Origin of the sequence: Clostridium sp. TF06-15AC (assembly GCF_003481165.1) — a bacterium.
Taxonomy (GTDB): domain Bacteria; phylum Bacillota; class Clostridia; order Lachnospirales; family Lachnospiraceae; genus Otoolea; species Otoolea fessa.
In genome coordinates this window covers 43,505-68,926 of sequence record NZ_QUKS01000007.1, presented here as the reverse complement: position 1 = coordinate 68,926, position 25,422 = coordinate 43,505, and the positions used below count along the sequence as shown (strand labels likewise).

General features: G+C 48.0%; 20 protein-coding genes. 5 read left to right on the top strand and 15 right to left on the bottom strand.

Features of this window, described 5'->3' with window-relative positions; genetic code table 11:
• Positions 1 to 25 precede the first annotated feature (25 nt).
• A complete protein-coding gene (locus tag DXC57_RS13120; RefSeq protein ID WP_107001860.1) occupies positions 26 to 739 on the top strand; it encodes a response regulator transcription factor in 714 nt (237 codons plus the stop codon).
• 52 nt (positions 740 to 791) lie between these two features.
• Positions 792 to 2,210 carry a HAMP domain-containing sensor histidine kinase gene (locus DXC57_RS13115; protein WP_107001859.1) on the top strand — a complete coding sequence of 473 codons (1,419 nt, stop codon included), beginning with the start codon at positions 792 to 794 and terminating at the stop codon, positions 2,208 to 2,210.
• A 286-nt stretch (positions 2,211 to 2,496) separates the two neighbouring features.
• Here the strand turns inward: DXC57_RS13115 and DXC57_RS13110 are convergent, their stop codons facing one another.
• The 5 genes from DXC57_RS13110 to DXC57_RS13090 all read right to left on the bottom strand — a co-directional run bounded on the left by DXC57_RS13110 (position 2,497) and on the right by DXC57_RS13090 (position 8,289).
• Entirely contained in the window at positions 2,497 to 4,080 is a 1,584-nt protein-coding gene (locus DXC57_RS13110) for an L-serine ammonia-lyase, iron-sulfur-dependent, subunit alpha (RefSeq protein WP_118653038.1), read from the bottom strand.
• A gap of 110 nt (positions 4,081 to 4,190) precedes the next feature.
• Entirely contained in the window at positions 4,191 to 5,477 is a 1,287-nt protein-coding gene (locus DXC57_RS13105; protein ID WP_022358809.1) for a TRAP transporter large permease, read from the bottom strand.
• Positions 5,478 to 5,486: 9 nt separating this feature from the next.
• Positions 5,487 to 6,005, bottom strand: a complete 519-nt coding sequence (locus DXC57_RS13100; protein WP_118469284.1) for a TRAP transporter small permease — start codon at positions 6,003 to 6,005, stop codon at positions 5,487 to 5,489.
• 75 nt (positions 6,006 to 6,080) lie between these two features.
• On the bottom strand, positions 6,081 to 7,145 hold the full coding sequence (locus tag DXC57_RS13095) for a TRAP transporter substrate-binding protein (protein ID WP_118653036.1): 1,065 nt from the start codon (positions 7,143 to 7,145) through the stop codon (positions 6,081 to 6,083).
• 103 nt (positions 7,146 to 7,248) lie between these two features.
• Complete coding sequence (locus DXC57_RS13090; protein ID WP_207665181.1) at positions 7,249 to 8,289, bottom strand: proline racemase family protein; 1,041 nt, start codon at positions 8,287 to 8,289, stop codon at positions 7,249 to 7,251.
• Between the two features lie 365 nt (positions 8,290 to 8,654).
• On the opposite strand from DXC57_RS13090, the gene DXC57_RS13085 reads away from it, so the two are divergent.
• The gene (locus DXC57_RS13085; protein WP_118653034.1) at positions 8,655 to 9,752 is read left to right on the top strand and encodes a helix-turn-helix transcriptional regulator; all 1,098 of its coding nucleotides are present in this window, start codon (positions 8,655 to 8,657) and stop codon (positions 9,750 to 9,752) included.
• Positions 9,753 to 9,829: 77 nt separating this feature from the next.
• On the opposite strand, the gene DXC57_RS13080 is transcribed toward DXC57_RS13085, so the two are convergent.
• Positions 9,830 to 10,189, bottom strand: coding sequence for a DUF1622 domain-containing protein (locus DXC57_RS13080; protein ID WP_118653032.1), 360 nt, complete (start codon positions 10,187 to 10,189; stop codon positions 9,830 to 9,832).
• Between the two features lie 277 nt (positions 10,190 to 10,466).
• Here DXC57_RS13080 and DXC57_RS13075 point away from each other — a divergent pair, with 277 nt between their 5' ends.
• Positions 10,467 to 11,453 (top strand): ornithine cyclodeaminase family protein, encoded by a 987-nt coding sequence (locus tag DXC57_RS13075; protein ID WP_182457311.1) that lies wholly within the window; start codon positions 10,467 to 10,469, stop codon positions 11,451 to 11,453.
• A gap of 156 nt (positions 11,454 to 11,609) precedes the next feature.
• On the opposite strand, the gene glyA is transcribed toward DXC57_RS13075, so the two are convergent.
• From glyA to DXC57_RS13030, 9 genes are all read right to left on the bottom strand, one after another.
• On the bottom strand, positions 11,610 to 12,857 hold the full coding sequence (gene glyA, locus DXC57_RS13070) for a serine hydroxymethyltransferase (RefSeq protein WP_022358816.1): 1,248 nt from the start codon (positions 12,855 to 12,857) through the stop codon (positions 11,610 to 11,612).
• Positions 12,858 to 13,083: 226 nt separating this feature from the next.
• Positions 13,084 to 14,232 (bottom strand): FprA family A-type flavoprotein, encoded by a 1,149-nt coding sequence (locus DXC57_RS13065; RefSeq protein ID WP_118653028.1) that lies wholly within the window; start codon positions 14,230 to 14,232, stop codon positions 13,084 to 13,086.
• Between the two features lie 129 nt (positions 14,233 to 14,361).
• Entirely contained in the window at positions 14,362 to 14,805 is a 444-nt protein-coding gene (rpiB, locus tag DXC57_RS13060) for a ribose 5-phosphate isomerase B (protein ID WP_022358818.1), read from the bottom strand.
• 210 nt (positions 14,806 to 15,015) lie between these two features.
• Positions 15,016 to 17,607: an ATP-dependent chaperone ClpB gene (gene clpB, locus DXC57_RS13055; RefSeq protein WP_107001854.1), complete on the bottom strand. Its 2,592-nt coding sequence runs from the start codon at positions 17,605 to 17,607 to the stop codon at positions 15,016 to 15,018.
• 251 nt (positions 17,608 to 17,858) lie between these two features.
• Positions 17,859 to 18,728, bottom strand: a complete 870-nt coding sequence (gene aroE / locus DXC57_RS13050) for a shikimate dehydrogenase (RefSeq protein WP_117796709.1) — start codon at positions 18,726 to 18,728, stop codon at positions 17,859 to 17,861.
• Positions 18,729 to 18,775: 47 nt separating this feature from the next.
• The gene (locus tag DXC57_RS13045) at positions 18,776 to 19,555 is read right to left on the bottom strand and encodes a shikimate kinase (protein ID WP_117796710.1); all 780 of its coding nucleotides are present in this window, start codon (positions 19,553 to 19,555) and stop codon (positions 18,776 to 18,778) included.
• A gap of 145 nt (positions 19,556 to 19,700) precedes the next feature.
• The gene (locus DXC57_RS13040) at positions 19,701 to 20,588 is read right to left on the bottom strand and encodes a shikimate dehydrogenase (protein ID WP_022358823.1); all 888 of its coding nucleotides are present in this window, start codon (positions 20,586 to 20,588) and stop codon (positions 19,701 to 19,703) included.
• Positions 20,589 to 20,687: 99 nt separating this feature from the next.
• On the bottom strand, positions 20,688 to 22,709 hold the full coding sequence (locus DXC57_RS13035) for an FAD-dependent oxidoreductase (protein ID WP_118469293.1): 2,022 nt from the start codon (positions 22,707 to 22,709) through the stop codon (positions 20,688 to 20,690).
• A gap of 72 nt (positions 22,710 to 22,781) precedes the next feature.
• Positions 22,782 to 23,738 carry a LysR family transcriptional regulator gene (locus DXC57_RS13030; RefSeq protein ID WP_118469295.1) on the bottom strand — a complete coding sequence of 319 codons (957 nt, stop codon included), beginning with the start codon at positions 23,736 to 23,738 and terminating at the stop codon, positions 22,782 to 22,784.
• A gap of 458 nt (positions 23,739 to 24,196) precedes the next feature.
• Here DXC57_RS13030 and DXC57_RS13025 point away from each other — a divergent pair, with 458 nt between their 5' ends.
• The gene (locus DXC57_RS13025) at positions 24,197 to 25,411 is read left to right on the top strand and encodes an MFS transporter (protein WP_118629590.1); all 1,215 of its coding nucleotides are present in this window, start codon (positions 24,197 to 24,199) and stop codon (positions 25,409 to 25,411) included.
• Positions 25,412 to 25,422 lie beyond the last annotated feature (11 nt).

The window sequence follows — 25,422 nt, the reverse complement described above, 5'->3', positions numbered from 1 at the left end:
ATCCAAAAAAACAGGAGGAATCAACATGGCTGAAAAGCAGCGCATTCTCATCGTAGATGACGACTACAACATTGCTGAACTAATCTCACTTTACCTGACGAAAGAATGTTTTGAAACGAAAATTGTCGGAGACGGGGAAGAAGCGCTCCGGGTATTTCCCGAATTTCAGCCCAACCTGATTCTCCTTGATCTGATGCTTCCGGGCATCGACGGCTATCAGGTCTGCCGGGAACTGCGAAGCACCTCCCAGGTGCCAATCATCATGCTCTCCGCCAAGGGCGAAATCTTTGATAAGGTGCTGGGGCTGGAGCTGGGCGCCGATGACTACATGATCAAACCATTCGATTCGAAAGAGCTGGTTGCCAGAGTCAAAGCCGTTCTGCGGCGCTACCAGCTGCCGGTGCAGATGCCTGCATCGTCCGTGACCGAACAGCATGGCAATTTTGTCGAATATCCGGATCTCATCGTCAACCTGACGAACTACTCCGTCATTTACAACGGACACTCGATCGAGCTGCCGCCGAAGGAACTGGAACTGCTCTATTTCCTCGCGTCCTCACCAAACCAGGTATTCACAAGGGAGCAGCTTCTCGACCATATCTGGGGATATGAATACATCGGCGACACGCGGACGGTAGATGTCCATATCAAGCGCCTCCGTGAAAAAATCAAGGGCAACGACAAGTGGGCGCTGACGACCGTCTGGGGGATTGGATATAAATTTGAGGTAAAACGGTAACTGTTAGTAAAGGAACTGAACTGTTGCGCGAAGAGGTAACCGGAGGTTTACCATGAAATCAAACCACTACACACATTCTCTTTATTATAAATTGCTGATCGGCTATCTCATCTTCGGTCTGCTTGGATTCATCACGATCGCGACCATCTCATCTGAGATGACCTACCACCATCTGGTGGAACGCGAATCGGAGGTTCTGTATGACGAGGCGACCATGATTGCCGATCGGTGCAGCAAAGCCTACGAGGGCAAAACCATCAATCTCGACTCGGCATACCCACAGCTTGAGGCGGTTTCCGCCTATCTGCAGTCGGATATCTGGATCCTGAACCATGAGGGCACCATCGTTGCGGACAGCAGCGACAGTCGTACCGGCATCGCAATCGACGATTTCGACCCGACCGCACAGGGCAACCGGCTCTATTCCATCGGACAGTATTACAATCTGTTTGACAGCAAGGTACTCTCCGTTTCCGCCCCGATCACAGGCAATATGAAGACCTACGGCTACATCGTGATTCATATGCCAATCCAGAACATTGAGGCGGAACAGAACGGATTTCTGAATATTATTTACATAACATCGATCATCCTGTTCTTCCTATCCCTGGTGGTGCTTCTAGTTTTTACAAAAGTGGTCTATTTCCCGCTCAAAAAGATTACGGTCGCAGCCAATGAATATGCAGCCGGAAACCTGGCACACAATATCCCGATTACCACCCACGACGAGATCGGCTATCTCGCCAGCACATTAAACTATATGTCCAGCGAGTTAAATGAAATGGAACAGTACCAGCACAATTTCATCGCGAACGTATCGCACGATTTCCGCTCGCCGCTGACCTCCATCAAGGGCTATCTCGAGGCGATTCTCGACGGCACAATCCCGCAGGAACTCTATCATAAATACCTGCACATCGTCATTTCCGAAACCGAACGCCTCAACAAGCTGACCCAAGGCATGCTGACACTCAACTCCCTGGACAGCAAAGGCTACTTAACCCGGACAAATTTCGATATCAACCGGACGATCAAGGATACCGCCGCAACCTTCGAGGGCACGTGCAGCGCGAAAGGCATCACGTTTGACCTGACCTTTGCGGATAGCATCCAGATGGTCTACGCCGATCTCGGAAAAATCCAGCAGGTTCTCTACAACCTGATCGACAACGCGATCAAATTCAGCCACGAGGATTCGATCATTTACATCCAGACCTCCATCCGGTATGAAAAAATCTTCATTTCCGTCAAAGACACCGGCATTGGCATCCCGAAGGACAGCCAGAAGAAAATCTTTGAACGTTTCTACAAGACCGACTTATCGCGCGGAAAAGATAAAAAGGGCACCGGGCTGGGGCTTGCGATTGTCAAAGAGATTATTCAGGCACATGGGGAAAATATTGACGTTGTCAGCACCGAGGGCGTGGGGACGGAATTTATTTTTAGTCTGCCGAAGGCGACGGCGCTATAAAATCTACTATTACTATTCATAAAGGATTCCATAGAATCGAATAATATCGTTGTTTCTACGGAGTCTTTTTTCTTATCTCTTATCTTTTCCGGCACTTTCGCTTCCAAAAGTGCCTACCTGTGAACAGTAGCATCTTTTCTTAACAATAGCTTTAAACTATTTATCCAAAATGACTCTGTAGATGTACCATTATAAAAATGGTATCTCCACAGAGTCACTCAATCAATTTTTGTCCTATTTCACATTTCCATAAATGCCTGCCATTTTTACGCACATCTACAAACTTCTACCGCGCCTCTTCCCCCGGAAAATGCGCGTCGGACCGCTTCAGAATCTCCCGGGCAGTCTTTGTCTTACCCAGACCGCCAAAGGTACAACGCAATTCCAGCGGCAGTGACAGACCGATCTCATAGATTGCGCCTATCGTCTCATCCAGCGGGATCACCTTGTCATAACCTGCCAGTATCATATTGGCGCTGGCAAGCGCATTGCTTCCGCCCATGATATTTTTGCCGAGACATGGCCATTCAACACGGTTTCCGACCGGATCACAGGCAAGCCCTGTGATATTCTGAAGTCCTACAGACGCCGCATCCATACAATTTTCGATAGTTCCGCCCATCATCGCCGTGAGTGCCGCCGCTGCCATACCAGAACCGGCACCGCACTCTACCTGACATCCGGCTACTTCCGCCGAAAACGTCGCTTCCTCTGCGAAAAAGACACCGACCAGACCCGCAACCAGAAGTCCCTGTACTACCTTTTCTCTCGGAAGTGACAGCGCCCGCGCCAGTCCGATGACCGTTCCCGGCAGGCATCCGCAGGAGCCACAGGTCGGTGCTGCTACGATCACGCCCATGGAGCTCTTGCTTTCCATCACCGCCGTGATACAGCGGATGATCTCATTGACAATCGGATCTGGAATCAAGCGTCCTGCCTGCTCGGCTGCTGCCACCTTGCTGACCTGCTCGCCCAGAATACGATCTCGATATTTTGTCCCGGCTAATCCCGTCTCAACCGCCTGTTCCATGACCGACAAGATCTGTTCCATCTGACGGTATACGGCTTTTCTCGACTGACCGCCCCGACAAGCTTCATATTCCAATGCATACTCCCAGGACTCCATCGGATGCTCTTTCGCATAATCAACCAGGGCGGCTGCCGTTGAAAATGGAACCTGACAGGTACTGCTGGAATGCGTCGGAAGCACCGGTTCAAGATAGCACGCCTGGCTGACACCCGCCACATCACGGATGGCTTGGATCACATTTTTTGTCAGCGGAACAGCTAATTTCCAATTATATAGGATCTGACCATTCTTCTGATCGCTCTGGAAAAATTCAACATCCGGCAAAAGCGCTTCTATTTTTTCCTCAATTCCCGGTGCCACATCCGCAATTACCAGAAGCTCATAGAAATCTCCGGCTATCTGCACCGAAAATCCTTCATATTTCTGCATCTCGACCATACCGCCGCCGACTGCGATCGCCTCCCAATGCACGACATTTCCATTCTGATCCCAGACCTCTGCCCGGTAATTGCCCGGATGCTCTGCCCCATAATCAAGGATCCGGTATTCGATCTCCAATCCCCGTTCTTTCGCAATCGCCTCATACTGTGCGACATCCGGCGCATCCAGCTCCATATTCAAAAGCCCGCTGGCAAATCCCATATCCGTTCCGTGTCCCGTGTGCGATGCCGCCAGCGCACCATTGACATCAAAATCAACAATCGCTTTTTTCACCGGTGCATCCAGAGATTGCCGGATCATGGAGGCGATCCGCGCCGCCCCTGCCACATGGGAACTGGAAGGTCCGCGCATCACCGGACCGAGTACATCATTGAAGATACTGCAGGGTAGTTTTTCCATGGTTTGTCCTCCTTTTTGTATCAATCATTCCATGTTTTTTATTCATCATTTTTGATTCGTGTTTTTGTAAAGGAAAAGGGAACGTCCAACTTCAACGTCCCCTCTCGTTTCTATCGTCCCATTAAAATAAATGGAATTCTGGATACTACCGGAACATTCGTAATAATCGCTAATGCTGCCAGCATCGCTACCAGGAATGGTACTGCATTTCGAACCGTATCTCCAAATTTGCATCTTGCAATATTGGTTGCCGTGTATAAGCAGACACCTACCGGCGGAGTTGCCAGACCGATGGTCAGGTTCAGGCAGACAATCATACCAGTCTGAATCGGATCAACGCCCAGGCTTGCCATCGCCGGTGCCAGAATCGGCGCTACCAGCATGATTGCCGGAGCACTATCCATAAACATACCAACAACCAGAAGAACCAGATTGACCAGTAACAGTTTTACTGCTAAAGAAGTATGAAGACCAACCAGCATATTCGTTACAGAAACTGCCCATCTCTCATTGGAGATAACCCATCCAAACAGATAGCAGCCGCCGACAATCAGCATAACCGTACCACTGTCGATCGCGCTGTCGATAATCGATTTCCAGAGCTCTTTCCAGCCAACGGTCCGGTATACAAATGCCGACAGAATCAGGGAATAAAGAACCGCTGCCGCCGCTGCCTCGGTCGGAGTAAAGAAACCACCCATGATACCGCCAACAACGATGATCGGAAGTCCGATACATGGAAGTGCCTGTCTGGTTGCTTCCCATTTTTCCTTCCAGCTTGTCTTAGGACCTGCTGAAAAATCACGTTTCACTGCAAATACATAAACAACCAGCATCATGATAATACCCATCAGGATACCCGGTACTACTCCGGCGATAAACATATCGCCAACGGATACCTTCGCTGCCGCACCGTAAATAACGAATGCCAGACTCGGTGGGATAATCGGGCAGCAGCAGGATGCACACGCGGTCAGACCTGCTGTAAACGCCGGATCATACTTTTCATCCTTCATTGCCGGAATCATCAGGCATCCAACTGCCGCCGTACCAGCTACCGCCGAGCCTGAAACTGTACCAAACATCATACATACCAGGATGTCTACCATCGCCAGACCACCCTTGATATGTCCAACGAATGCCTGTGCGAAACGAACCAGACGCATGGTAATACCGCCGTGATTCATAATATTTCCTGCCAGAGCGAAGAATGGAAGACAAAGCATGGTAAAACTATTAATACCATAGATAATTCGCTGCGGAACCAACGCCAGGTTAGCATCACCGGTACTTAAAAGCGCATAGGAGACCGTCGCTACGATCAATACAAAAGCAATCGGAACGCCTAATGCAAGAAACAAGAAAAAGCTTCCAAATAAAATTATACTGCTGAACATATTGACCTCCTACTCTTCATCCCCCGGAAGAGGAATCTTTTTCGCTTCCCCGTAACATATATTTTCAAGAAGCTGCACAAATGTATAATAAATCATAATGAGACCGCTGACCGGAAGGGCTGCATAAAAGAGCGCCAGCGAAACCTTGATCGTCGTTCCCAGATGCGGAATCTGTGCAACTGTATAGTTCCAACCTGAAATTGTAAATAAAACAAGTGCAAATAATAAAATCACATCCGCCAGAACCAGCATAAACTGACGTGTTTTTCCATGGCACAAGTTAATTACCATGTCAACACCGATATGAAGCAGATGACGGCTTGCTACGGCACTGCCAAGCATCGTGGTCCAAACGAAGATATAACAGGAGAACTCCGTTGCCCATGGCATCGTAGCTCCAAACCATCGCAAAATAAACTGGCCGATTACCGCGATACATAAAGCAATTGACGTAACCCCTAATGCAACTCTGGCAACCGTATTGATCACGTCGCCAATCTTGTGAAGTTTTTCAATCAATCCTGCCATTTTTCTCCCCTCTTTGTAAATGTACTCCCGAAAACAGGCTCCGGGAGTACATGATAGTTCAAAAATTATTGTACTTTATTTCGCTGCGCGAACCATCTCAACCAGACCTTCCCAGGTCGGATGTGCCGCGTACATTTTATCATATACCGGAGCAACTTTTTCTTTCCATGCATCAATATCAGTCGGACGTGTTACGGTATAACCTTTTTCTTCATACTCAGCAATCTTTGCCTCGTCATTTTCCAGGAACCAAGCTCTCTGCTCTTCGCCTGCTTTTATAGCTGACTCTTTCACGAGTTTCTGGTCTTCTTCGCTTAAACCCTCATACCATTTTGAAGAAGCAACAATGATACCGCTGGAATAGTAATGATGAATATCGCAGATATTATTAACAACCTCAATATAACCATCTGCTACTGCATATAATGCACTATTGTCTGTTCCATCTACAACGCCATTCTGAAGTCCTGTGAACTGCTCGCCAGATGCCAATGCAACCGGTGTAGCACCAAGTGCTTCGTAGGTTGCCACGCAAACTTCATTCTGCATGGTTCTCATACGAACGCCCTTCATATCATCTACGGTATTAATTGTCTTATCTTTAGTCAGGATATTTCTCCAGCCATCCTCATGGAAACCAAGTCCTGTAATTCCATCAACCGCGCTTAACTGCTCCAGAAGGGAATTGCCAAATTCTCCCTCCAGCGCTTTATTGACATTATCCTCATCCTCAAACAGGAATGGAAGCTCAAAAATGCCTAAATCTGGTACAAATCCGCCCAGTGCACCAGTTCCTACCCAGCCGATTTCCAGGTTATTATTCTGAACCATCTCAACACACTCAACCTCGTCGGTTGTCATATCGCCTGCATAAACCTCTACTTTAATCCGTCCGTCGCTGCCCTCCTCGACCAGCTTTTTAAAAGCATTCGCACCGTAATCATACGGAGAACCGGTTCCACATACATGTGCTACACGGATCGTCATCTCTGCTCCGGAAGTATCTACGCTGGAACCACTATCTGCTGCTTCGGTTCCGGCTGCAGATGCGGATGAAGAAGAATTTCCGCCTGAACACCCCGCCATTGCCATCGCTCCGATTACCAATGCCATCGTACCGCAAAGCCATCTCTTTTTCATAAAGTATCCTCCTTTATACTGTTTTTATGTGAACTCCCGAGGTACTTCTTTCCCTCAGAAGTACCTCCCTGTACCTTTAAACTCTTATTTTATTTCTATCGATTTAGCCTAATAAGAAACCTTCCGGGAATGGATCGTCCGGATCGAATAACCATGTACTCTCTCCCATCACAAACGCTCGTCCGCTGATCTCCGGTACTACTGCCGGAATTCCTGCCACCTCTGTCTCTTCAACGATATGGCAGTGGAACAAACTTCCAATCAGGCTCTCATGCACAAACGACTGTCCGACTGCCAGCTTTCCTTCTGCATGAAGAAGTGCCATCTTCGCTGATGTACCGGTTCCGCAAGGGCTTCGGTCAATCGCTGCCGGGGGAATGACAACTGCATTTTTTACATCCGAAACCCCTTCTGTACCCGGTTCGAAAAATTCCACATGCGTTACCTGGTTCATGATTTCCAGATACGGATGCTTGACTGTTACCTGCTCATTGATAAACTTTTTAAGATAATTTCCTTTTTCAACAATCTCTTTTGCATTTTCTTTATCCAGCTTTAAGCCCATTGCCGATGCCGGTACTAACGCAAATACATTTCCACCGTATGCGATGTCTAACGGAATCTCACCATATCCAGGAACCTGTACCTTTACATCCCGATTCATCACAAATGCCGGGGCATTTTTAAAGGATACCCGCACCGCCTTGCCATCTTTCACCTCAATTTTCACTTTTACCAATCCAGATGGTGTATCTAAGGTCGCATATGTATACGGTTCCTCCGCTTTTAAGAGTCCGCTTTCAATCAGTGCCGTTGAAACTCCGATCGTATCATGTCCGCACATCGGCATCCAGTTTCCAACCTCGTAATATAAAACACCAAAATCTGCCTCCGGATTGCATGGCTTGGTAACAATCGTTCCGGACATTACGTCATTTCCACGCGGTTCAAAACAAATTGCTTTTCTCATCCAGTCCTGTTCCTGCATCATATAGAGCATCTTTTCTTCCATCGTATTCCCCGGAATTTCCGGAAATCCCGATAAAATGGTTCGGGTTGGCTCTCCCTCTGTATGTGTCTCGATACAGGTTACTGCCTTTCTCCCCTTAATCTCCTGCAAACAAAATTCATTCTTTTTTTTCATAGGCTCCTCCGTATTAAAAATTTTGTCCGTTCTCTTTCAGTTTTCTGAAATCTCGTTGTTAAAATCATATCATGATGAAAACTTTCAAAAAACATCATTTTTAATACAAAGTTTTTTGTGTTTTGGTTATTATGATACATGACGTCAGTTAACAGTAGATACTTTCGGTTCTATCATAGTATACTTTTGGATACTTTTTCTATTTTCAAAGTTTTTCCACTTGCAATAATCATAACAACATTTTATTATGCTTTATATATTATCAGTCTATTAAAAATAGTTTAAAACAATAGTTGGACTATAGTCTAGTATTGATTCCATTTTGTTTTCACTAATTGAATACTCACGGGAAAGGAGGCATCTTCATGAGTGCTGAAAATCTTTTTACAACATCACGAATTGAAAACGTCAATCGGATCATTGCTGAACTTTACGACGATTCAATTCTTCTTGAAAAACGGATGGAGAGTTTTTTCCTGAACCTGAACAATATTGTTTTCTTTGAAAAAGCAAATTTTTTGTTTTACCAAAAGCAGGGACAGAATTACAAAACCCATTCCATCTACACCATCAACTGGAATGATGAACAGAAACGGCGGTATCAGGAAGAATACTGCCATATGGACGATGTTCTGTCGATTCTGGACTCCGACAGCAATGTAACTTTCCTGACCAACCAACTGTTCAATCAGGAGGTTCGAAAAAATTCTCTTTATTTTCAGGAATTTCTACTTCCCATGGGGCTGCATGATTCCATTGAAACGAATTTTTCGATTCGGAACCGGGATCTGCGGGGTGTGTTTTCCATCCACCGATCCAACGATAAAAAAAATTTCCTGCCAGATGAATTAAGCCTTGTCCGGTTATTCCAGCCGCATTTCTGCAACGTATTTAAAAATTACGGGCGGGAGCTCAACATCGGACGGGCATTTCATGTACTGGAAAATTACAACTGCATCGGAATCGGCTGTTTTGACGATAAACTGAATTTTATCGGGTGCAACACAACCTACCATACATACATGGAGAATCATGGATTTGCAGATTTATCCAACAATCCAATTTCCAACTGTTTTCGCTCTCTTTGCCGGCAGCTGCTCCGTTCCGGAAGCATCACCGGACAAAATATCGAATACAAGATGGAAAACAGCCCTTTGTTTCTGGAGGTAAGCCGCTCCCATCTTAAGGAGGGACCAGACAACGACTGCTTTGTATGTCTGTTCTTCGATTTATCCTATGTGATGGATCGTACTCTTTCCCAGATCAGCCGGGATTTTTCCCTGACGAACCGAGAAGTAAATGTTTTAAGCCTTTTACTGCGCGGCTATTCCAACGATCAGATATCTTCCACCCTCTTCGTCAGCATCCCTACTGTCAAAAAGCATCTGGCTTCCATTTATTCCAAAATGGAAATCAAAAGCCAGAAGCAAATTCTGGAACGCATTCATTTCTACGACAAATAATTTTCGCATTAATCTTGTTTAACCACGAAAAAAGGGAGTCCGCTCATCCTGCAGACTCCCTTTTTCGTGCTCCTTTTTTACTCTGGCTTTCCTCCCTGCTCTTCCTGGGTTTCTCTTTTTTCGTTCTTGATCTCCCAATGAATCAAAAATGTAAGCATTGCCCGAAGGACAATGATGGCTCCCAAAATTCCAAGTTCCGACCACTCTCGTACCACAACCGTCCTGAGTACCTCGCCGCCCATCTTAAATTCCAACGCCAGCGCAATTCCCTGTGCCAGATTCAGGCGGATCAGCTGACGCTTGTTTCGTATCCACTGAACAAAGCAGGATACCGCTGTCGAAACCAGCACAATGATTCCAAACAATTCTAGCATGACCGTGCATATCTGTACCAAATTCTCTAACAACCAGTCTAATACTTTAATTACTTCTCCCATTACCCCTTCCTTTCCAGGTATTCTTCCCTTCTCGCTTGTGCTAATTTTATCCATTTCCTGTAGCTCAGTAAATGCGTAAACCTACTGAACCGCTACAATTTTCTTTACTATACACGCCCCATTTCAAATATGCAACTTGATTTTTATTCTGTTTTCATCTTGACAATGAAACGTGAAACTGCTACAATCCAGCTATACAAACCATATTTGATTTGTGATAAATCTATTTTTAGTATATATGTTTTATTTCATTCATAAATATTCAGGAGGTTTTGATATGTTATTTCTCAGCGAACAAGAAATGTGGCAGTCCGTCACCTTAGAGGATGTCATGGACGCGATCGAAGATGCGTATGCGATTCACAAAAGTGGTAATTACAAGATGCCGGATCGTTTTATCGCACAGCGTGATAAAAATATGATGCTCTATATGCCGTGTTTTCTGGATTCCGTCATCGGTACAAAGATGTTATCTGAATTTCCGGACAATCCCTCTCTGGGAATTCCGTATCTGAACGGACTTATGATTTTAAATAACGCAAAGACCGGTCTGCCGAAGGCGATTATGAACGGAAGTGCCCTGACCGCAATGCGGACCGGTGCGGTCGGCGGTGTCGCACTGCGCTATCTGGCTCCAGAGGATGCTGCCTCAGTTGGTCTGGTTGGCTGCGGTATGCAGGGACTACACCAACTTCTCTATGCCTGCGAGGTGCGCCCGATCACAGATATTTATCTGTATGACGCATACGCTAAGGATCTTTCCGGCTTTATCGAGCGCTTATTGGCGCGTCTGGCATCGTTTGGAAAAAACGCCATCCAGATTCATACCTGCGCGGATACCCGTGAACTGGCTGAGCACAGCCGCGTCCTGATCTCCGCCACCCAAGCGGTCGATCCGGTCTACCCGGATGATGAAGAGCTGCTTCGCGGTAAATGCTTTGTTGCCATCGGCTCCTGGCGTCCGGAACGGCGCGAACTGCCGGATGCGGTGTGGAAACTCGTCAAGAACGCGTACACCGAGCTTCCGTATGCCTGCGAGGAGAGCGGCGATCTGAAAATTCCGCTGGAAAAGGGCGTTCTGACACAGGAGCGCGTCCACTTTATCGAGGATCTGATCGAAGATACCAAGCAGGGACATCCGCATGAGCAGAACGAGACCCGCTGCTTTAAATCAGTCGGCATGGGACTTTTTGATGTGCGGACGGCACAGCTTATCTATGAAAAAGCATTGGACAAAGGAATTGGACAAAAACTTAATTTCTAGGAAAAATGGTTGAAATAAAAAAGGCTGTATCACCCACCGCGCGCTTCCATGCGGCAGGCAATACAGCCTTTTTCTTATTGTTATTTGTGCATTAATTTTCCAGCATTTTTCTGAATCTATAGACTGGCAAATTTTTCGCTCCGTATTCTTCTCTACTTATTTATATAACGGATACTTCTCACACAGCTTCGTCACTTCTGCACGGATGTAATCTGCCTTGTTCTCGAAGTCGGTAGCTGCCAGCCAGATGCACTCTGCGATGACTTCCATGTCTTCTTCTTTGAGTCCACGGGTGGTAACAGCCGGAGTACCGATGCGGACACCGGAGGTAACGAACGGGCTTCTCGGGTCGTTCGGAACGGTGTTTTTGTTCAGGGTAATGTATACTTCATCGCAGCGGTTCTGCAGCTCTTTACCGGAAATATCCATGCCGCGCAGATCAACTAACATCAGGTGGTTATCGGTTCCGCCGGTCAGAATCTTGAATCCCTGCTTCTGAAGTGCGGCTGCCAGCGCTGCTGCATTCTTCTTTACCTGAAGCTGATACTCTTTAAATTCTGGCTTCAGCGCCTCGCCGAAGCAGACTGCCTTGCCAGCGATGATGTGCTCTAACGGACCGCCTTGGGTTCCCGGGAAAATCGCCTTGTTGAAGTTGAACTTCTCAGCTGCTTCCTTATTTGCCAGAATCAGACCGCCTCTCGGTCCGCGCAGTGTCTTATGAGTGGTTGTCGTAACAACATCTGCATACGGAATCGGGCTCTGGTGAAGACCGGCTGCTACCAGACCAGCGATATGAGCCATATCGACCATCAGGTATGCGCCTACTTTGTCTGCAATTTCACGGAAACGTTTGAAATCAATCTCTCTTGCATAGGCACTTGCACCTGCAATGATCAGCTTCGGTTTTGCTTCCAGTGCAATGCGCTCTACCTCTTCGTAATCAATCACGCCATTGTCATCGACACCATACGGCACAATGTTGAAATATAAACCGGAGAAATTGACAGGGCTTCCGTGTGTCAGATGTCCGCCGTGATCCAGGTTCATGCCCATAACAGTATCACCCGGCTTCAGCATTGCGATAAATACCGCCATGTTTGCCTGCGCGCCGGAATGCGGCTGTACGTTTGCATAATCACAGCCAAACAGCTTTTTCGCTCTCTCGATCGCGATGGACTCTACAACATCGACACACTGGCATCCGCCGTAGTAACGTTTTCCCGGATATCCCTCCGCATATTTGTTGGTTAATACCGATCCCATCGCCATCATAACCGGCTCCGATACAATATTCTCCGAAGCGATCAGCTCCAGGTTTCTTCTCTGACGGGCCGCCTCTGCTTCAATGGCTTCTCCCACTTCCGGGTCTGCCTCTGTAATGAACTTCATTACCTCATCTACCATGTCTGTTTCTCCTATTCTTTTCTGTCATCCATACAAAATCATCAAGTGGATTTTTCATATATAAATATAAAAACCACACTTTTGTCTCTCCGGATTTTTTATTTAAAAAAGCCTTTTTCAAGTCTCATTAAATACGCTCACTATTTCGCAATTTTTTGAATTTCTCTGCTCATTTACTTCGCCATCTGTCAAAAGCAAACAAGCTCATTCTGTCACCAGACGCTTCTTATGCCAGCAGCGCTTCCGCCATCTGCTCCAGCGACGGAATATCGCTCTCCTTGAGCGCCCCGCGAACCGTAACGACCGGTTCAACCACCGTGATCTCCTTCATCGCATCCAGCATTCCCTTCATCGTGCGCGCTGCACTCGGCGCCCAGGAACCGTTTTCAATCAGGGCAACGGTGCGTTTCTGGTAATTCTTGCTCTGTAAGTGGTGCAGGAAATCTGCCATAACCGGCATCACACCCGCGTCATAGGACGGTGCTGCCAATACAATTTTTCCATACCGGAATGCATCTTCCAGCGCCTCCGCCATATCACCGCGCGCCAGATCCGCGATTGCCACCTTCGGGCATCCTTTTTTCTCAAGAATTTCCTTGCATTTCTTCGCCGCATCCTCGGTATTGCCATGCAGGGACGCATATGCGATAAATACACCCTCAGACTCGACGCCGTAGCTGCTCCAAATCTGGTATTTTTCAAGCACATGACCGATCGTCTCTTTCAGAACCGATCCATGCAGCGGGCAGATGAGCTGGATCTCAAGACCGGCTACTTTCTTAAGAAGTGTCTGCACCTGCATTCCATATTTTCCTACAATATTGAAATAATAGCGTCTCGCCTCGCAGTCCCAGTCCTCATCCACATCAAGCGCACCGAACTTGCCGAAACCGTCGGCGCTGAACAGCACCTTGTCGCAGGAATCATAGCTTACCATAACCTCCGGCCAGTGTACCATCGGTGCCATGACGAACGTCAGCTCATGGCGCCCCAGTTTCAGGGTATCGCCCTCCTTGACCGTCAGCGCACGGCTGGTATCAAGATCAAAGTACAGTTTCAGCATCGGAAATGTCTTCGCATTGCCTACCAGTGTGATTTCCGGGTACCGTTCTACGACTGCCTGGATACTTGATGCATGATCCGGCTCCATGTGGCTGATTACCAGATAATCCGGGGTTCTTCCAGCCAGTGCGGTTTCCAGATTTTCCAGAAATTCCGTCTGTTTGCGCTTGTCTACCGTATCCATGATCGCGATCTTTTCATCCATAATCACGTATGAGTTATATGAAATACCATTTGGCACCTGATACTGCCCCTCAAACAAGTCAATGTCATGGTCGTTTACACCGATGTAGCGAATATCTTCTGTGATCATTTCCTGCTTCCTCCTGTTCTTTTCGCAGCTGCTCCATCTCTTTACAGCTGCCTCTTTTTGTTCTCACAGGCATCCCGCATCCTGCTGTCAGCCTGCCTTATGATTTCATCCGTTACCTCTGACTCTGAATCAGTCTTTCTCCTCAATCGCCATAATCATATCCACGCGTCTCTGATGGCGTCCGCCCTCAAATTCTGCGTTGATCCACTCGTCAACGATCATCTTCGCAAGCTCACTTCCTACCACGCGGGCGCCGAAGCAGAGTACATTGGCATCGTTATGGCGGCGGGACATCACCGCTGTGTACGGCTCGCTGCACACGCAGGCGCGCACGCCTTTTACCTTGTTAGCTGCCAGTGAAATACCAAGACCGGTACCGCAGATTGCGATACCCAGATCGGCTTCGCCGGAAACAACTGCACGACCTACCTTCTCTCCATAAACTGGATAATCACAGCTCTCGCTGCTGTCTGTACCCAGATTTAACACTTCGATTCCTTTTTCTTTCAGGAAATCCACAATAATGTTCTTCAGTTCTACCGCCGAATGGTCATTTCCAATCGCAATTTTCATCTCATCTTCTCCTCATCTGACTGACTTCCGGAACAAATGATATAGTCCGGTCATTATGGAATCATTTTAGTAAAGTTGCCGGGCAATGTCAAGACTGTGAAAATCTCAGAAATACATAAAAAGAGCGCAGAGGAAGCTCTTTCGCACTTCTCCGCGCCCTATTGTTTCTTCTATATAATAGTTATAAATCCGCCGTAAGACGTTTTCCGCTTACGCGCTATGGACAGCCGAAGCCGTCAGCTTGCCATCCGAAAGCCCGATCTCTATCGTATCGCCCGCACGGACGCCGTCCGCCAGAATCAGCTTCGCTGCCAGTGTCTCAACGTTCTTCTGCAGGTACCGTTTCAGCGGTCTTGCACCGTAAACCGGATCGTAGCCATTTTCAATGATGAAATCCTTTGCCTCGTCCGTCAGGGCAATCTTTAACTCCTTATCCGCCAGACGTTTGTTGACATCTGCAATCAGAAGCTCAATGATGCCTCCGATGTTGCCTTTCGTCAGCGGCTTAAAGAGAATAATCTCATCCAGACGGTTCAGGAACTCCGGACGGAAGTGCGCTCTCAAGTCATGCATAACGGAGCTTTCCGCCTCCGGCTTGATCTGTCCCTTTTCATCGATGCCGTCCAGCAGATACTGGGAACCGATGTTGGAGGTCATAATCAGGATCGTATTCTTGAAATCGACAGTTTTGCCGGTCGAATCCGTGATACGTCCATCATCCAGAACCTGCAGCAGGACGTTAAATACATCCGGGTGCGCTTTCTCAACCTCATCGAAGAGGACAACGGAATACGGTTTGCGCCGTACTGCCTCGGTCAGCTGACCGCCCTCGTCATATCCGACATATCCTGGCGGCGCTCCGATCAGACGGGAAACGGAATGTTTCTCCATGTATTCACTCATATCGATACGAACCATGTTGTTCTCATCGTCAAATAATGCCTCCGCCAGCGCTTTTGCAAGCTCTGTCTTGCCGACACCGGTCGGACCTAGGAACAGGAACGAACCGATTGGTTTCGTCGGATCCTTGATGCCCGCTTTGGAACGGATAATCGCCTCCGTTACCTTGGTAACGCCCTCATCCTGTCCGATGACACGTTTATGCAGCAGTTCGTCCATATGCAGGGTCTTGCTGCGCTCGCTCTCGGTCAGTTTGGCAACCGGAATACCGGTCCACTTCGAAATAATCCGGGCAATCTCATCCTCGGTGACACTCTCATGTACCAGACTGAGATCCTGATTTTTCACTTTCTCTTCCTCTTCCGCCAACTGTTTCTGCAGTTCCGGCAGCTTGCCGTACTGGAGTTCAGCCGCTTTGTTTAGGTCATATGCCTGCTGCGCTGCCTGAATCTCGCCATTTACATGCTCAATCTCTTCACGCAGTTTGGACAGCTTATCAACGGAAGATTTTTCATTCTCCCACTGGGCTTTCTGGGTCGAAAAGCTGCTCTTGAGCTCTGCCAGTTCTTTCTGCAGTTCTGCCAGGCGATCCTGACTTAAGCGGTCAGTCTCTTTCTTAAGCGCAGCCTCTTCAATCTGCAGCTGCATGATACGTCTCGACAGTTCATCCAGCTCCGCCGGCATTGAATCCATCTCTGTCTTGATCATCGCGCACGCTTCATCAACCAGGTCGATCGCCTTATCCGGAAGGAAACGATCCGTGATATAACGATCCGAGAGGATTGCCGCCGATACAAGCGCAGAGTCGGTAATCTTGACCCCGTGGTAAACCTCATATCTCTCTTTCAGACCACGCAGAATGGAAATCGTATCTTCCACGGTCGGCTCATCAACGTGAACCGGCTGGAAACGACGTTCCAGAGCTGCGTCTTTTTCGATGTATTTACGGTACTCATCCAGGGTCGTCGCACCGATACAGTGCAGTTCACCTCTAGCCAGCATAGGCTTCAGCATATTCCCGGCGTCCATCGCGCCCTCGGATTTGCCCGCGCCGACGATCGTATGCAGCTCATCGATAAACAGAATAATCTGTCCCTCGCTCTTCTTGACCTCGTCAAGCACCGCTTTCAGTCTCTCTTCGAACTCGCCGCGGTACTTCGCGCCCGCCATCAGAGCACCCATATCCAGGGCAAACAATTTCTTGTCCTTCAAGCCCTCCGGGACATCGCCGCGCACGATACGCTGTGCCAGTCCTTCGACAACGGCTGTCTTACCGACGCCAGGTTCACCAATCAGAACCGGGTTGTTTTTCGTCTTTCTGGAGAGAATCATAACCACGTTACGGATCTCACCGTCACGGCCGATGACCGGATCGAGCTTCTGATCTCTCGCACGTTCCACCAGATCGTAACCGTATTTATTTAAAGTGTCATACGTTGCCTCCGGATTATCGCTGACAACACGCTGGTTGCCGCGCACGGTCGAAAGCGCCTGCAAAAAGCTCTCTTTCGTAATGCCGTAGAGACGGAACAGTTCCTTGACCGCCTTATTCGGCTGTTTTAACATCGCCAGAAATAAGTGCTCGACGGAAACATACTCGTCCCCCATCGCCTTGGCTTCGTCCTCCGCGTTCACCAGCACCTTGTTGGCATCGTTGGAGAAATACACCTGACCGCCGGATACCTTCGGCAGCTTTCCAATCGCCTGCTGCACCTCATCACGGAACTGGTCGCCCGAGATTCCCATCTTTGTTATTAATTTAAAAATCAAGCTGTCTTCCACAGTCAAAAGACTGTACAGCAAATGTTCCTGATCAATCTGCTGGTTTCCATATTCATACGCCAGCTTTTCCGTATTTTGAACGGCTTCCAGAGACTTCTGGGTAAATTTACTGATATTCATAAACCTGCCTCCTTTCGAACAATCTGTGAAAACCTTTTGGTCTTCTTTTGTTCTAGCAGTAATATAACACTTGTTGTTAGCACTGTCAAGAGTAGAGTGCTAATTTTTTATGAAGAATTTGTGAAAACATTTTTAGATGCTGCCGTTCACGCATTGTGCAAACTTTTTATATAATAACGGTTATTAAAATAATTAGCACACCGCATTCTCATCACTAAGTAACGAGAATGCGGTGTGCCGTTCTTCAAATCCTATTTTGTAAAATATTTCTCTTTAATGATCTCCACCGGCATCTGCTGTCCTGTCCAGAGTTCAAAGGATGCAGCTCCCTGATAGAGAAGCATGTACATACCGTTGCTGGTCTTGCAGCCTGCCGCTCTTGCTTCGCGCAGTAAACGGGTCTCCTGAGGATTGTAGATGACATCGAATACGAACAGGTCTTTGTGGAACATCGTTGTATCAGTAATGATCGTGTTGTCTGTCTTCGGAGCCATGCCGACGGAAGTACCATTTACCAGAATCGCGCTGTCTGCGATGGACTGGCGCAGGATCTCCGGATCGGAGTAATCATGCAGGGTTACCTTGCACCCTGTGCGCTCGTTCAGTTTCTTTACAATCTCCTCGGCTCTCGGATAGAACGCGTCCTTGACGTTAAATACGTTAATTTCTGCCACGCCGTCTAAAGCTGCCTGTACAAGAATCGCGGTTGCGGCGCCGCCAGCGCCTAAAAGCGTCATTTTCTTGCCAATGATGTCTACACCATTTTCTGCAACTGCACGCATAAATCCGACGCCATCGGTCGTATAAGCAGTCAGAACACCGTCGTCGTTGACAATCGTATTGCAGGCGCCGGAAATCTCGGAAGCCGGTGAAACCTTGTCTGCCAGCTTGCACATGATATTTTTGCCCGGCATCGTGATATTCCAGCCGCGCGCGCCCATCGTCCGCAGTCCCTCAACCGCCTGCGGCATCTTCTCTTCCGGCACATCAAACGCCAGATATGTATAATCCAGACCCAACTGGCTGCACGCCTCGTTGTGCATCTCCGGCGAAACACTGTGTGCGACCGGGCTTCCCAGTAAACAAAGTAAACCTGTGTGTCCTGTGATATGATTCGACATCTTTTTCCCCTTTCGTTTTCTCTGTCAGAACTTTCTGAGCAGTCACATTATTTAAACTTCTTCACCTGTGCAATGATCTCCTCGCAGATCTCATTCGCTGATTTTCCATCGGTCGCGATCACAATATCCGCTGCCGCTTCATACGCCGGTCTGCGCTTCTCCATCAGTTCGGAAACATATTCCACTGTCTTATTATTTTCCAGAAGCGGACGGTCATGGTTCTCTTTGACACGCTCCAGAATCGTCTCCGGCTTCGCGGTCAGAAGTATAACCTTGCCGCTCTTTCGCATCTCCTGTACATTGACCTCGCGCATCGCTACGCCGCCGCCGCAGGATACAATCTTGTTCTTCTCGTTTCCTACCTCTTTAAGCAGGTTTGTCTCCTCGTTGCGGAAATATTCCTCGCCGTGCAGATCGAAGATCTCGGAAATGCTCATGTTGTTCTTTTTCGCGATCATTTCATCCATTTCCACCACATCCATCGCAAAGGTATTCTGCAGTGCATTCGAAACGGTGCTCTTTCCGACTCCCATAAATCCGATCAGGAAAATATTGAATCCAAACAACTCATGGGACTGGATCCGTTTGCTCCGGTAGAGGACGCTGTCGTAAACTGCCATGATTGACTTTTTGTATTCATAATCATCCAGCTTCGCAAGCATCTTGCTCTTCTTGCGCTCTTCCTCCTCTGCCTGATAAATCGGAAGTCCGTTTTTCTGTTTATAATTTGTAATCTCCTGGATAATCTGGCAGCGCATCCGCAGGGCATCGATCAGAATCTCGTCGCACATGTCCAAATCATTTCGCAGCTTCTTTAATTCATCCATCTGTCTCATCCTTCTTCACTTGTATTCATTCAAATCACTTTTGCACTTTACATTGAAAGTGTGTTTTATTATTATACCCGAATCAGGATATGAACGCAAGTGCTAATGCGGAATAGCAGGTATAACTGTGGGGGCTATCGTTTAATTAGATTCCCAGCTTCTCCTTCATGTAATCCACCGGTGTTGATTTTCCTGTATACAGTTCAATCGCGATCAGCGCCTGGAACAGCATCATGCTCATGCCGTTGTATACGCGGGTGCAGCCAGCTTCTTTGGCCTGCTTCATCATCACGGTCTCACGCGGTGCATATACCGTATCAGTTACGATCAGATCCTTGCGGAAATAGGACGGATCCGGGATATTGGACAGATCCTCCAGCGGGTGCATACCAACGCCGGTTGCATCACAGAAAATGTCTGCTTCGTGCATTTTCTCTTTTAAGAGTGCCAGATCGCCCAGGTCATGCATCTCGGCCTTGCAGTTAGAGTTCTTGTTGATGATATCAACGATCTCCTCGCCGCGTGCATAGAATTTATCTTTGATATTGAAGATATGCAGCTCTGCAATGCCGTCCAGTGCGCCGCGTACTGCGATAGCGGTCGCTGCACCGCCGGTACCGATGAGAACCATCTTCATTCCCTTGAAATCAATGCCTTCTTCCTTGATTCCCTGCCAGTAACCCATACCGTCAGTGTTGTAACCCTTCAGGTATCCGGTTACATTGCCGTCTTTGTCACGGGTGTTGACTACAGTGTTGATCGCGCCGCACAGCTTTGCAGCCTCGTCTACCTCATCCAGATATTTGTGAACGACGGTCTTGTTCGGCATGGAGATGTTGGAACCCAGCATCTTCAGCGCACGGATACTCTCAACTGCTGCTTCCAGGGTATCGTTGTCTACCTCGAACGCAAGCTGGATAACATCGTCGCCATTCTTGTCATAGGCAAGGTTGTGGGTGGTCGGAGACTGTGTATGACGGATCGGGTAAGCCATTAATCCTACTAATTCGGTATGTCCTGTAATGTTTGGCATGATAATTTCCTCTTTTCTTCTCTATTTTTTATAATCAAATAAAACGATATCATTCGTTCAGCGAACAGTCAGAATCTTTCAAATGCGATATTCAATTTCTTACTCCAACGGTGCCAGCTCTAAAAATCCTCTCGCTTCCAGCACGTTCAGAATCGCACGTCCTTCCATCGTTCCCTCCATGATACGGCGGGCGCGGACAGAGTCTCCGATCGGGTAAATGAAGGTATCTGTGTTGTCAAATGCCTCTTCAAGCTGTGCCAGAATCGGATTGTTGGCGCGCATTCCCAGACAGTTGAAGCCGAGGTCAAAGTTCAGATCCTCGATCGTGCCATCCGGCAGCTTCACGGTAAATGCGTTTTCTTTGACTTCCTGCAGCGCAGTATTCACATACTCTTTCACACCATATTTGTCGTGTGTCTCACGCATGGAACATTTCGTGATCGGATCTGCCAGCATACCAATCTGCGGGAGCATATCCACGATAGTACACTCCGCGCCGCGCGGTGCGAAATACTCCACAACATCCAGACCAACAGAGCCGCCGCCGACTACAACCACTTTTTTGCCCTTGCAGAAATCTTCCGGGTATTCTCCGGCTTTTACTTTCTGAATCATCTCGAAAATGGTATCGACATGACCGGCTGCGATGTTTTCCTTGAGTCCCTTGATCGGCGGAACGACTGGAACGGAACCGGTTGCGTTGACAATGATATCCGGCTTGAACTGTTTGATCTTGTCCACGGTTGCCTCGCAGTTCAGAAATACATACAGATTTTTCAGTCTCTTCGCACGTGCTTCCAGATATTTCGGGAAGTCTTTCATACGGTTCTTGCTTGGCAAGTCAGAGATAAAGGTGGAAAGTCCGCCTAATTTACCACTCTTTTCTAATAAGAATACGTTGCATCCAACCTCGGCTGCCGTGCAGGCTGCTTCCAGACCGGCTGTACCGCCGCCGACTACAACTACGTTGCAGTTTTTATTGACTTTCAGCTTCTTGTAGATATCGCCCTCCGGAACAGCCGGGTTGACGGTACAGCGAATTGGACGGTTGACGCCGATTCGGTTGCCCGCACAGCCAACGTTACAGGAGATACATTTACGGAGAATCTCTTCCTCGCCGTTCTGCACCTTGCTGACCCAGTTCGGCTCTGCAATGAGTCCGCGTCCCATGCCGACAATATCGACATCGCCGCTCTCCAATACTTTCTCAACGACCTCCGGATCGCGGTAGTTGCCCGCATTGATAACCGGTTTACCAAATTTATCCTTCACGGCTCTTGCCATGTAGGAACGCCAGCCATCCGGCAGAAAGTTCGAGTCAATCTGATACTGTAAGGACGGGTTCAGACCGCAGGATACATCGTACATATCTACGTACTCATCCAGATATTCGAGGTATTCCAGTGTGTCTTCCAGCGTGTTGCCGCCCGGCACGCGCTCTTCCGCAGAGATACGGACGATGATCGGGAACCACGGACCTACATTTTTCCGCACCTCTTCCAGAACCATCTTCGGGAAACGGAGACGATTCTCGACAGAGCCGCCGAATTCATCGGTTCTTTTGTTGTAATACGGGGAAATAAACTGACTCATCAGATAAGAATGACCGCAGTGGATCTCAATCGCATCAAATCCGATCGCCTGTACACGTTTCGCCGCCTCGCCGTATTTTTTTACGGTCGTCAGGATCTCTTCCTTTGTCATCGGACGCGGAATCTCGCCGCCTGCCTTGGTCGGGATATTGGAGGAAGACACCGTCTCCATACCGGTTCTGGCAGAGGATGCAGAAGCACCCGCATGGTTGACCTGAATCGCTACCATCGCGCCATTCTTATGAAGATTCTCGACTAACTGATAGTAACGCGGCATAAAGCTGTCGTGATCGATGCGGATCTGGCTTGTGCCATTGGAACCAACCGGATATTCGATATTGGCATTCTCCAGAATAATCAGACCAGTTCCTCCCTTGGCACGCAGGGAATAATAATTCATATGGCGGTTGCTCATCTCACCGCTCGTCTCGCCATAGTTAGTACCCATCGGCGTCATGGCAACACGGTTTTTGATCGTCATGCGCTTAATGGTAATCGGTTCAAAAATTTTCGGGTATTTGCTCTTCATGATGAAATTCTCCTTCTCCATTGCATGAGAGGCATCCCTGTGTTTGTGACACTTTTATCTTAACCGTTTTGCTTAAAAATTAACAATATCTTTCAAGTAAATTTTCAATACGTTTTTGCTATCGGTTTCCCGTTCCGCCTGCAGACCGTCCTGACGCGCCTGCTGTTTCATATATTCAATAAAGCGTTCCACCGCCGGAAGCCGGTAGCGTTCTTTCATCCAGAACATAAAAATCTGGTGATAAATGTCCAGATTTTCAATCGGGTGAATGCAGACTCCCTGAGAAAGCTCCAGAATGTCCGTGCGCGGCATCAGTGCGATGCCAAAACTCTCCCGCACCAGTGCGACGATCGAATATTCGTCCGGACACTCCACAATGATGTCCGGCTGGATGTTGTATTTCGCATAGAGCGCGCGGGTGCGCGTCCCCATCCAGGAGTCCTTATCGTATCCAATTACCGGATACCGGTTCAGCTCCGCAAATGGAATACTCTCCCGCTCTGCCAGCGGATGATCCTTCGGCGTGATGATGACAAGCTTCTGGTTCGCCACCGGGAAAAATTCCATGTCATCCTTTTCCAGACAGCCGCCAAAGCCTACATCTAATTCACCCGTTTTTACCTTTTTTGCAATCGCCGGTGTGTGATTCTGCCAGAAATTAAACACAACCTTTTGATTTTCCGGCTGTTCTAAAAAGAGCTTGACCCGGTGCGGGATATAGTGACCGGCCAGCGGAAACACGTAACCGATGTCGATCTTTCCCCCATTCATCGAAATTTCCCGCATTTTCCCGACCGCTATGTGGCAGTCTGTGAGAATCCGGTCCGCGTACTCCAAAAACATCTTCCCCGCCTTCGTCAGGGTCACCCCGCGCCCTTCTTTTTCAAAGAGCGTCACGCCCAGCTCATTTTCCAGTGACGCCATCGACCGGCTCAGGGATGGCTGTGATATATATAATTCTTCCGCCGCCTGATGATAATTTTCCAGATTCGCTATCTTCTGAAAATATAAAATCTGATTCAATGTCATTCCTAACGTCCCCCGTCTTTATGTATCTTCGTATTAACTCTTCGCAATATCAGCCGTAAATGCATCACACCAAACTTCCATAATCGTTACTGTTCACGCATACGTGCCCAGTAACGGAATTTGCCGTGGCTTCGCATTTAAATACGGCAAATTCCTGCTGCCACCACGTTTTCTTACGGCACTTTCGGTTCCAAAAGTGCCTACCCGTGAACAGTAACCCATAATCATATTTATAACACATTAATGCTTAAAATGCATTGTTTTTTTGCTATAAAAGTATTAGACTTCGGCTATAATAATTATTAGAATAAAGGCATCAAACGTGTTATTTTTCTAACACTAAAACAGAACTTTTTATATCGGCATCTCCTTTGTGTTTGTGACAGAACATCAGCCATCATCCGCCCGGTTTCCGAAACGGCAGCACGACAGGCGGATCTTGAATTAAGGAGAAAATCATGAACAAGAAATATCTGCCAAGTGCACTTATCATGTACTTAAACTACTTTATCCATGGCGTCGGCTGTTCGATTCTCGGACAGGCAGTCATCAAGGAAGCGCTTGCCGCAGCCTGGGGCGTTGAGGCAATGGCGATCACCGCGATTTCCGCTGCTTTAGGACTCGGACGTCTGATTGCACTTCCATTTGCCGGACCACTTTCCGACAAACTGGGACGCCGCATCTCAACCGCGATCGGCAGCGCCTCCTACGCGGTTTACCTGATTGGACTTGCTTTCGCTTTCAGCGCCGGACAAAACGGCGGCTATCAAATCGCTTATGTATGTGCAATCATCGGAGGTATCTCCAATTCGTTCCTTGATACCGGTATCTATCCGGCGGTTGCCGAGATTATCAGCAGCGCTCCGGGTGTCGCTACCATGGGAATCAAATTTTTCATTGCGATCGCGCAGATGCTTCTGCCGTTCGTACTCGGTGTTGCTGTGACAACCACCGCCACCGGCATGGTATCTTACAATCCGTTATTTATCGGATGCGGTATTATTTACGCTGTTTTATTTGTACTTATTTTCCTGTTCCCGCTGCCAGATTCTGAGCAGAAGGCAGAGGGCAAATCCGAGGGACTCATCGCCAGCTTAAAACACACAAATTTTTCGTTTGAGTCCATCGCCATGATCGTGATTGGTTTCACCTGCACCGGTACCTTCCAGTTATGGTTAAACTGCGCGCAGAACTTCGCAAAAGAAAATGCAGGCTGGGCGAACCCGTCCATCATGCAGACCTACTATTCCGCAGGTACCCTGATGGCGCTCGTTGTCACCTCCCTGCTGACCCGTAAAATCAAGGATGTACGTTTCATCCTCGTTTACCCGGTTATCTGCCTCGTTACTTTGGTTGCCGTACTCATCGGTCACAGCCAGACCCTTATGATTGCAGGCGCTTTCATCATCGGCTGGGCAGGCGCGGGCGGTCTGTTACAGATTGTAACCTCCGTCTGCAACATGCTGTTCCCGAAGATCAAGGGAACCGTAACCGCACTGGTTATGATTGCTTCTTCCTTATGTAATTACACAATTTTGACTGCCGCTTCCAAAATGGCACCATCCCATGTTATGATAATGAATATCGTACTGACTGCCATCGGCGTTCTCTTGGGACTCTTTGTCAATGCCCGCTACGCGAAAATGATGTCTCTGGCAGAAAGCGACGAATAAATATTTATTGA

Bases quoted from the DNA above. Each gene is read 5' to 3' on its own strand.
- aroE (WP_117796709.1), bottom strand. From the start codon at position 18,728: ATGTCGAATCATATCACAGGACACACAGGTTTACTTTGTTTACTGGGA.
- DXC57_RS13040 (WP_022358823.1), bottom strand. From the start codon at position 20,588: ATGCCAAACATTACAGGACATACCGAATTAGTAGGATTAATGGCTTAC.
- DXC57_RS13025 (WP_118629590.1), top strand. From the start codon at position 24,197: ATGAACAAGAAATATCTGCCAAGTGCACTTATCATGTACTTAAACTAC.
- DXC57_RS13105 (WP_022358809.1), bottom strand. From the start codon at position 5,477: ATGTTCAGCAGTATAATTTTATTTGGAAGCTTTTTCTTGTTTCTTGCA.
- DXC57_RS13090 (WP_207665181.1), bottom strand. From the start codon at position 8,289: ATGAAAAAAAAGAATGAATTTTGTTTGCAGGAGATTAAGGGGAGAAAG.
- DXC57_RS13030 (WP_118469295.1), bottom strand. From the start codon at position 23,738: ATGACATTGAATCAGATTTTATATTTTCAGAAGATAGCGAATCTGGAA.
- DXC57_RS13035 (WP_118469293.1), bottom strand. From the start codon at position 22,709: ATGAAGAGCAAATACCCGAAAATTTTTGAACCGATTACCATTAAGCGC.
- DXC57_RS13110 (WP_118653038.1), bottom strand. From the start codon at position 4,080: ATGGAAAAACTACCCTGCAGTATCTTCAATGATGTACTCGGTCCGGTG.
- DXC57_RS13080 (WP_118653032.1), bottom strand. From the start codon at position 10,189: ATGGGAGAAGTAATTAAAGTATTAGACTGGTTGTTAGAGAATTTGGTA.
- DXC57_RS13120 (WP_107001860.1), top strand. From the start codon at position 26: ATGGCTGAAAAGCAGCGCATTCTCATCGTAGATGACGACTACAACATT.
- DXC57_RS13115 (WP_107001859.1), top strand. From the start codon at position 792: ATGAAATCAAACCACTACACACATTCTCTTTATTATAAATTGCTGATC.
- DXC57_RS13045 (WP_117796710.1), bottom strand. From the start codon at position 19,555: ATGGATGAATTAAAGAAGCTGCGAAATGATTTGGACATGTGCGACGAG.
- DXC57_RS13085 (WP_118653034.1), top strand. From the start codon at position 8,655: ATGAGTGCTGAAAATCTTTTTACAACATCACGAATTGAAAACGTCAAT.
- glyA (WP_022358816.1), bottom strand. From the start codon at position 12,857: ATGGTAGATGAGGTAATGAAGTTCATTACAGAGGCAGACCCGGAAGTG.
- DXC57_RS13095 (WP_118653036.1), bottom strand. From the start codon at position 7,145: ATGAAAAAGAGATGGCTTTGCGGTACGATGGCATTGGTAATCGGAGCG.
- DXC57_RS13065 (WP_118653028.1), bottom strand. From the start codon at position 14,232: ATGATCACAGAAGATATTCGCTACATCGGTGTAAACGACCATGACATT.
- rpiB (WP_022358818.1), bottom strand. From the start codon at position 14,805: ATGAAAATTGCGATTGGAAATGACCATTCGGCGGTAGAACTGAAGAAC.
- clpB (WP_107001854.1), bottom strand. From the start codon at position 17,607: ATGAATATCAGTAAATTTACCCAGAAGTCTCTGGAAGCCGTTCAAAAT.
- DXC57_RS13075 (WP_182457311.1), top strand. From the start codon at position 10,467: ATGTTATTTCTCAGCGAACAAGAAATGTGGCAGTCCGTCACCTTAGAG.
- DXC57_RS13100 (WP_118469284.1), bottom strand. From the start codon at position 6,005: ATGGCAGGATTGATTGAAAAACTTCACAAGATTGGCGACGTGATCAAT.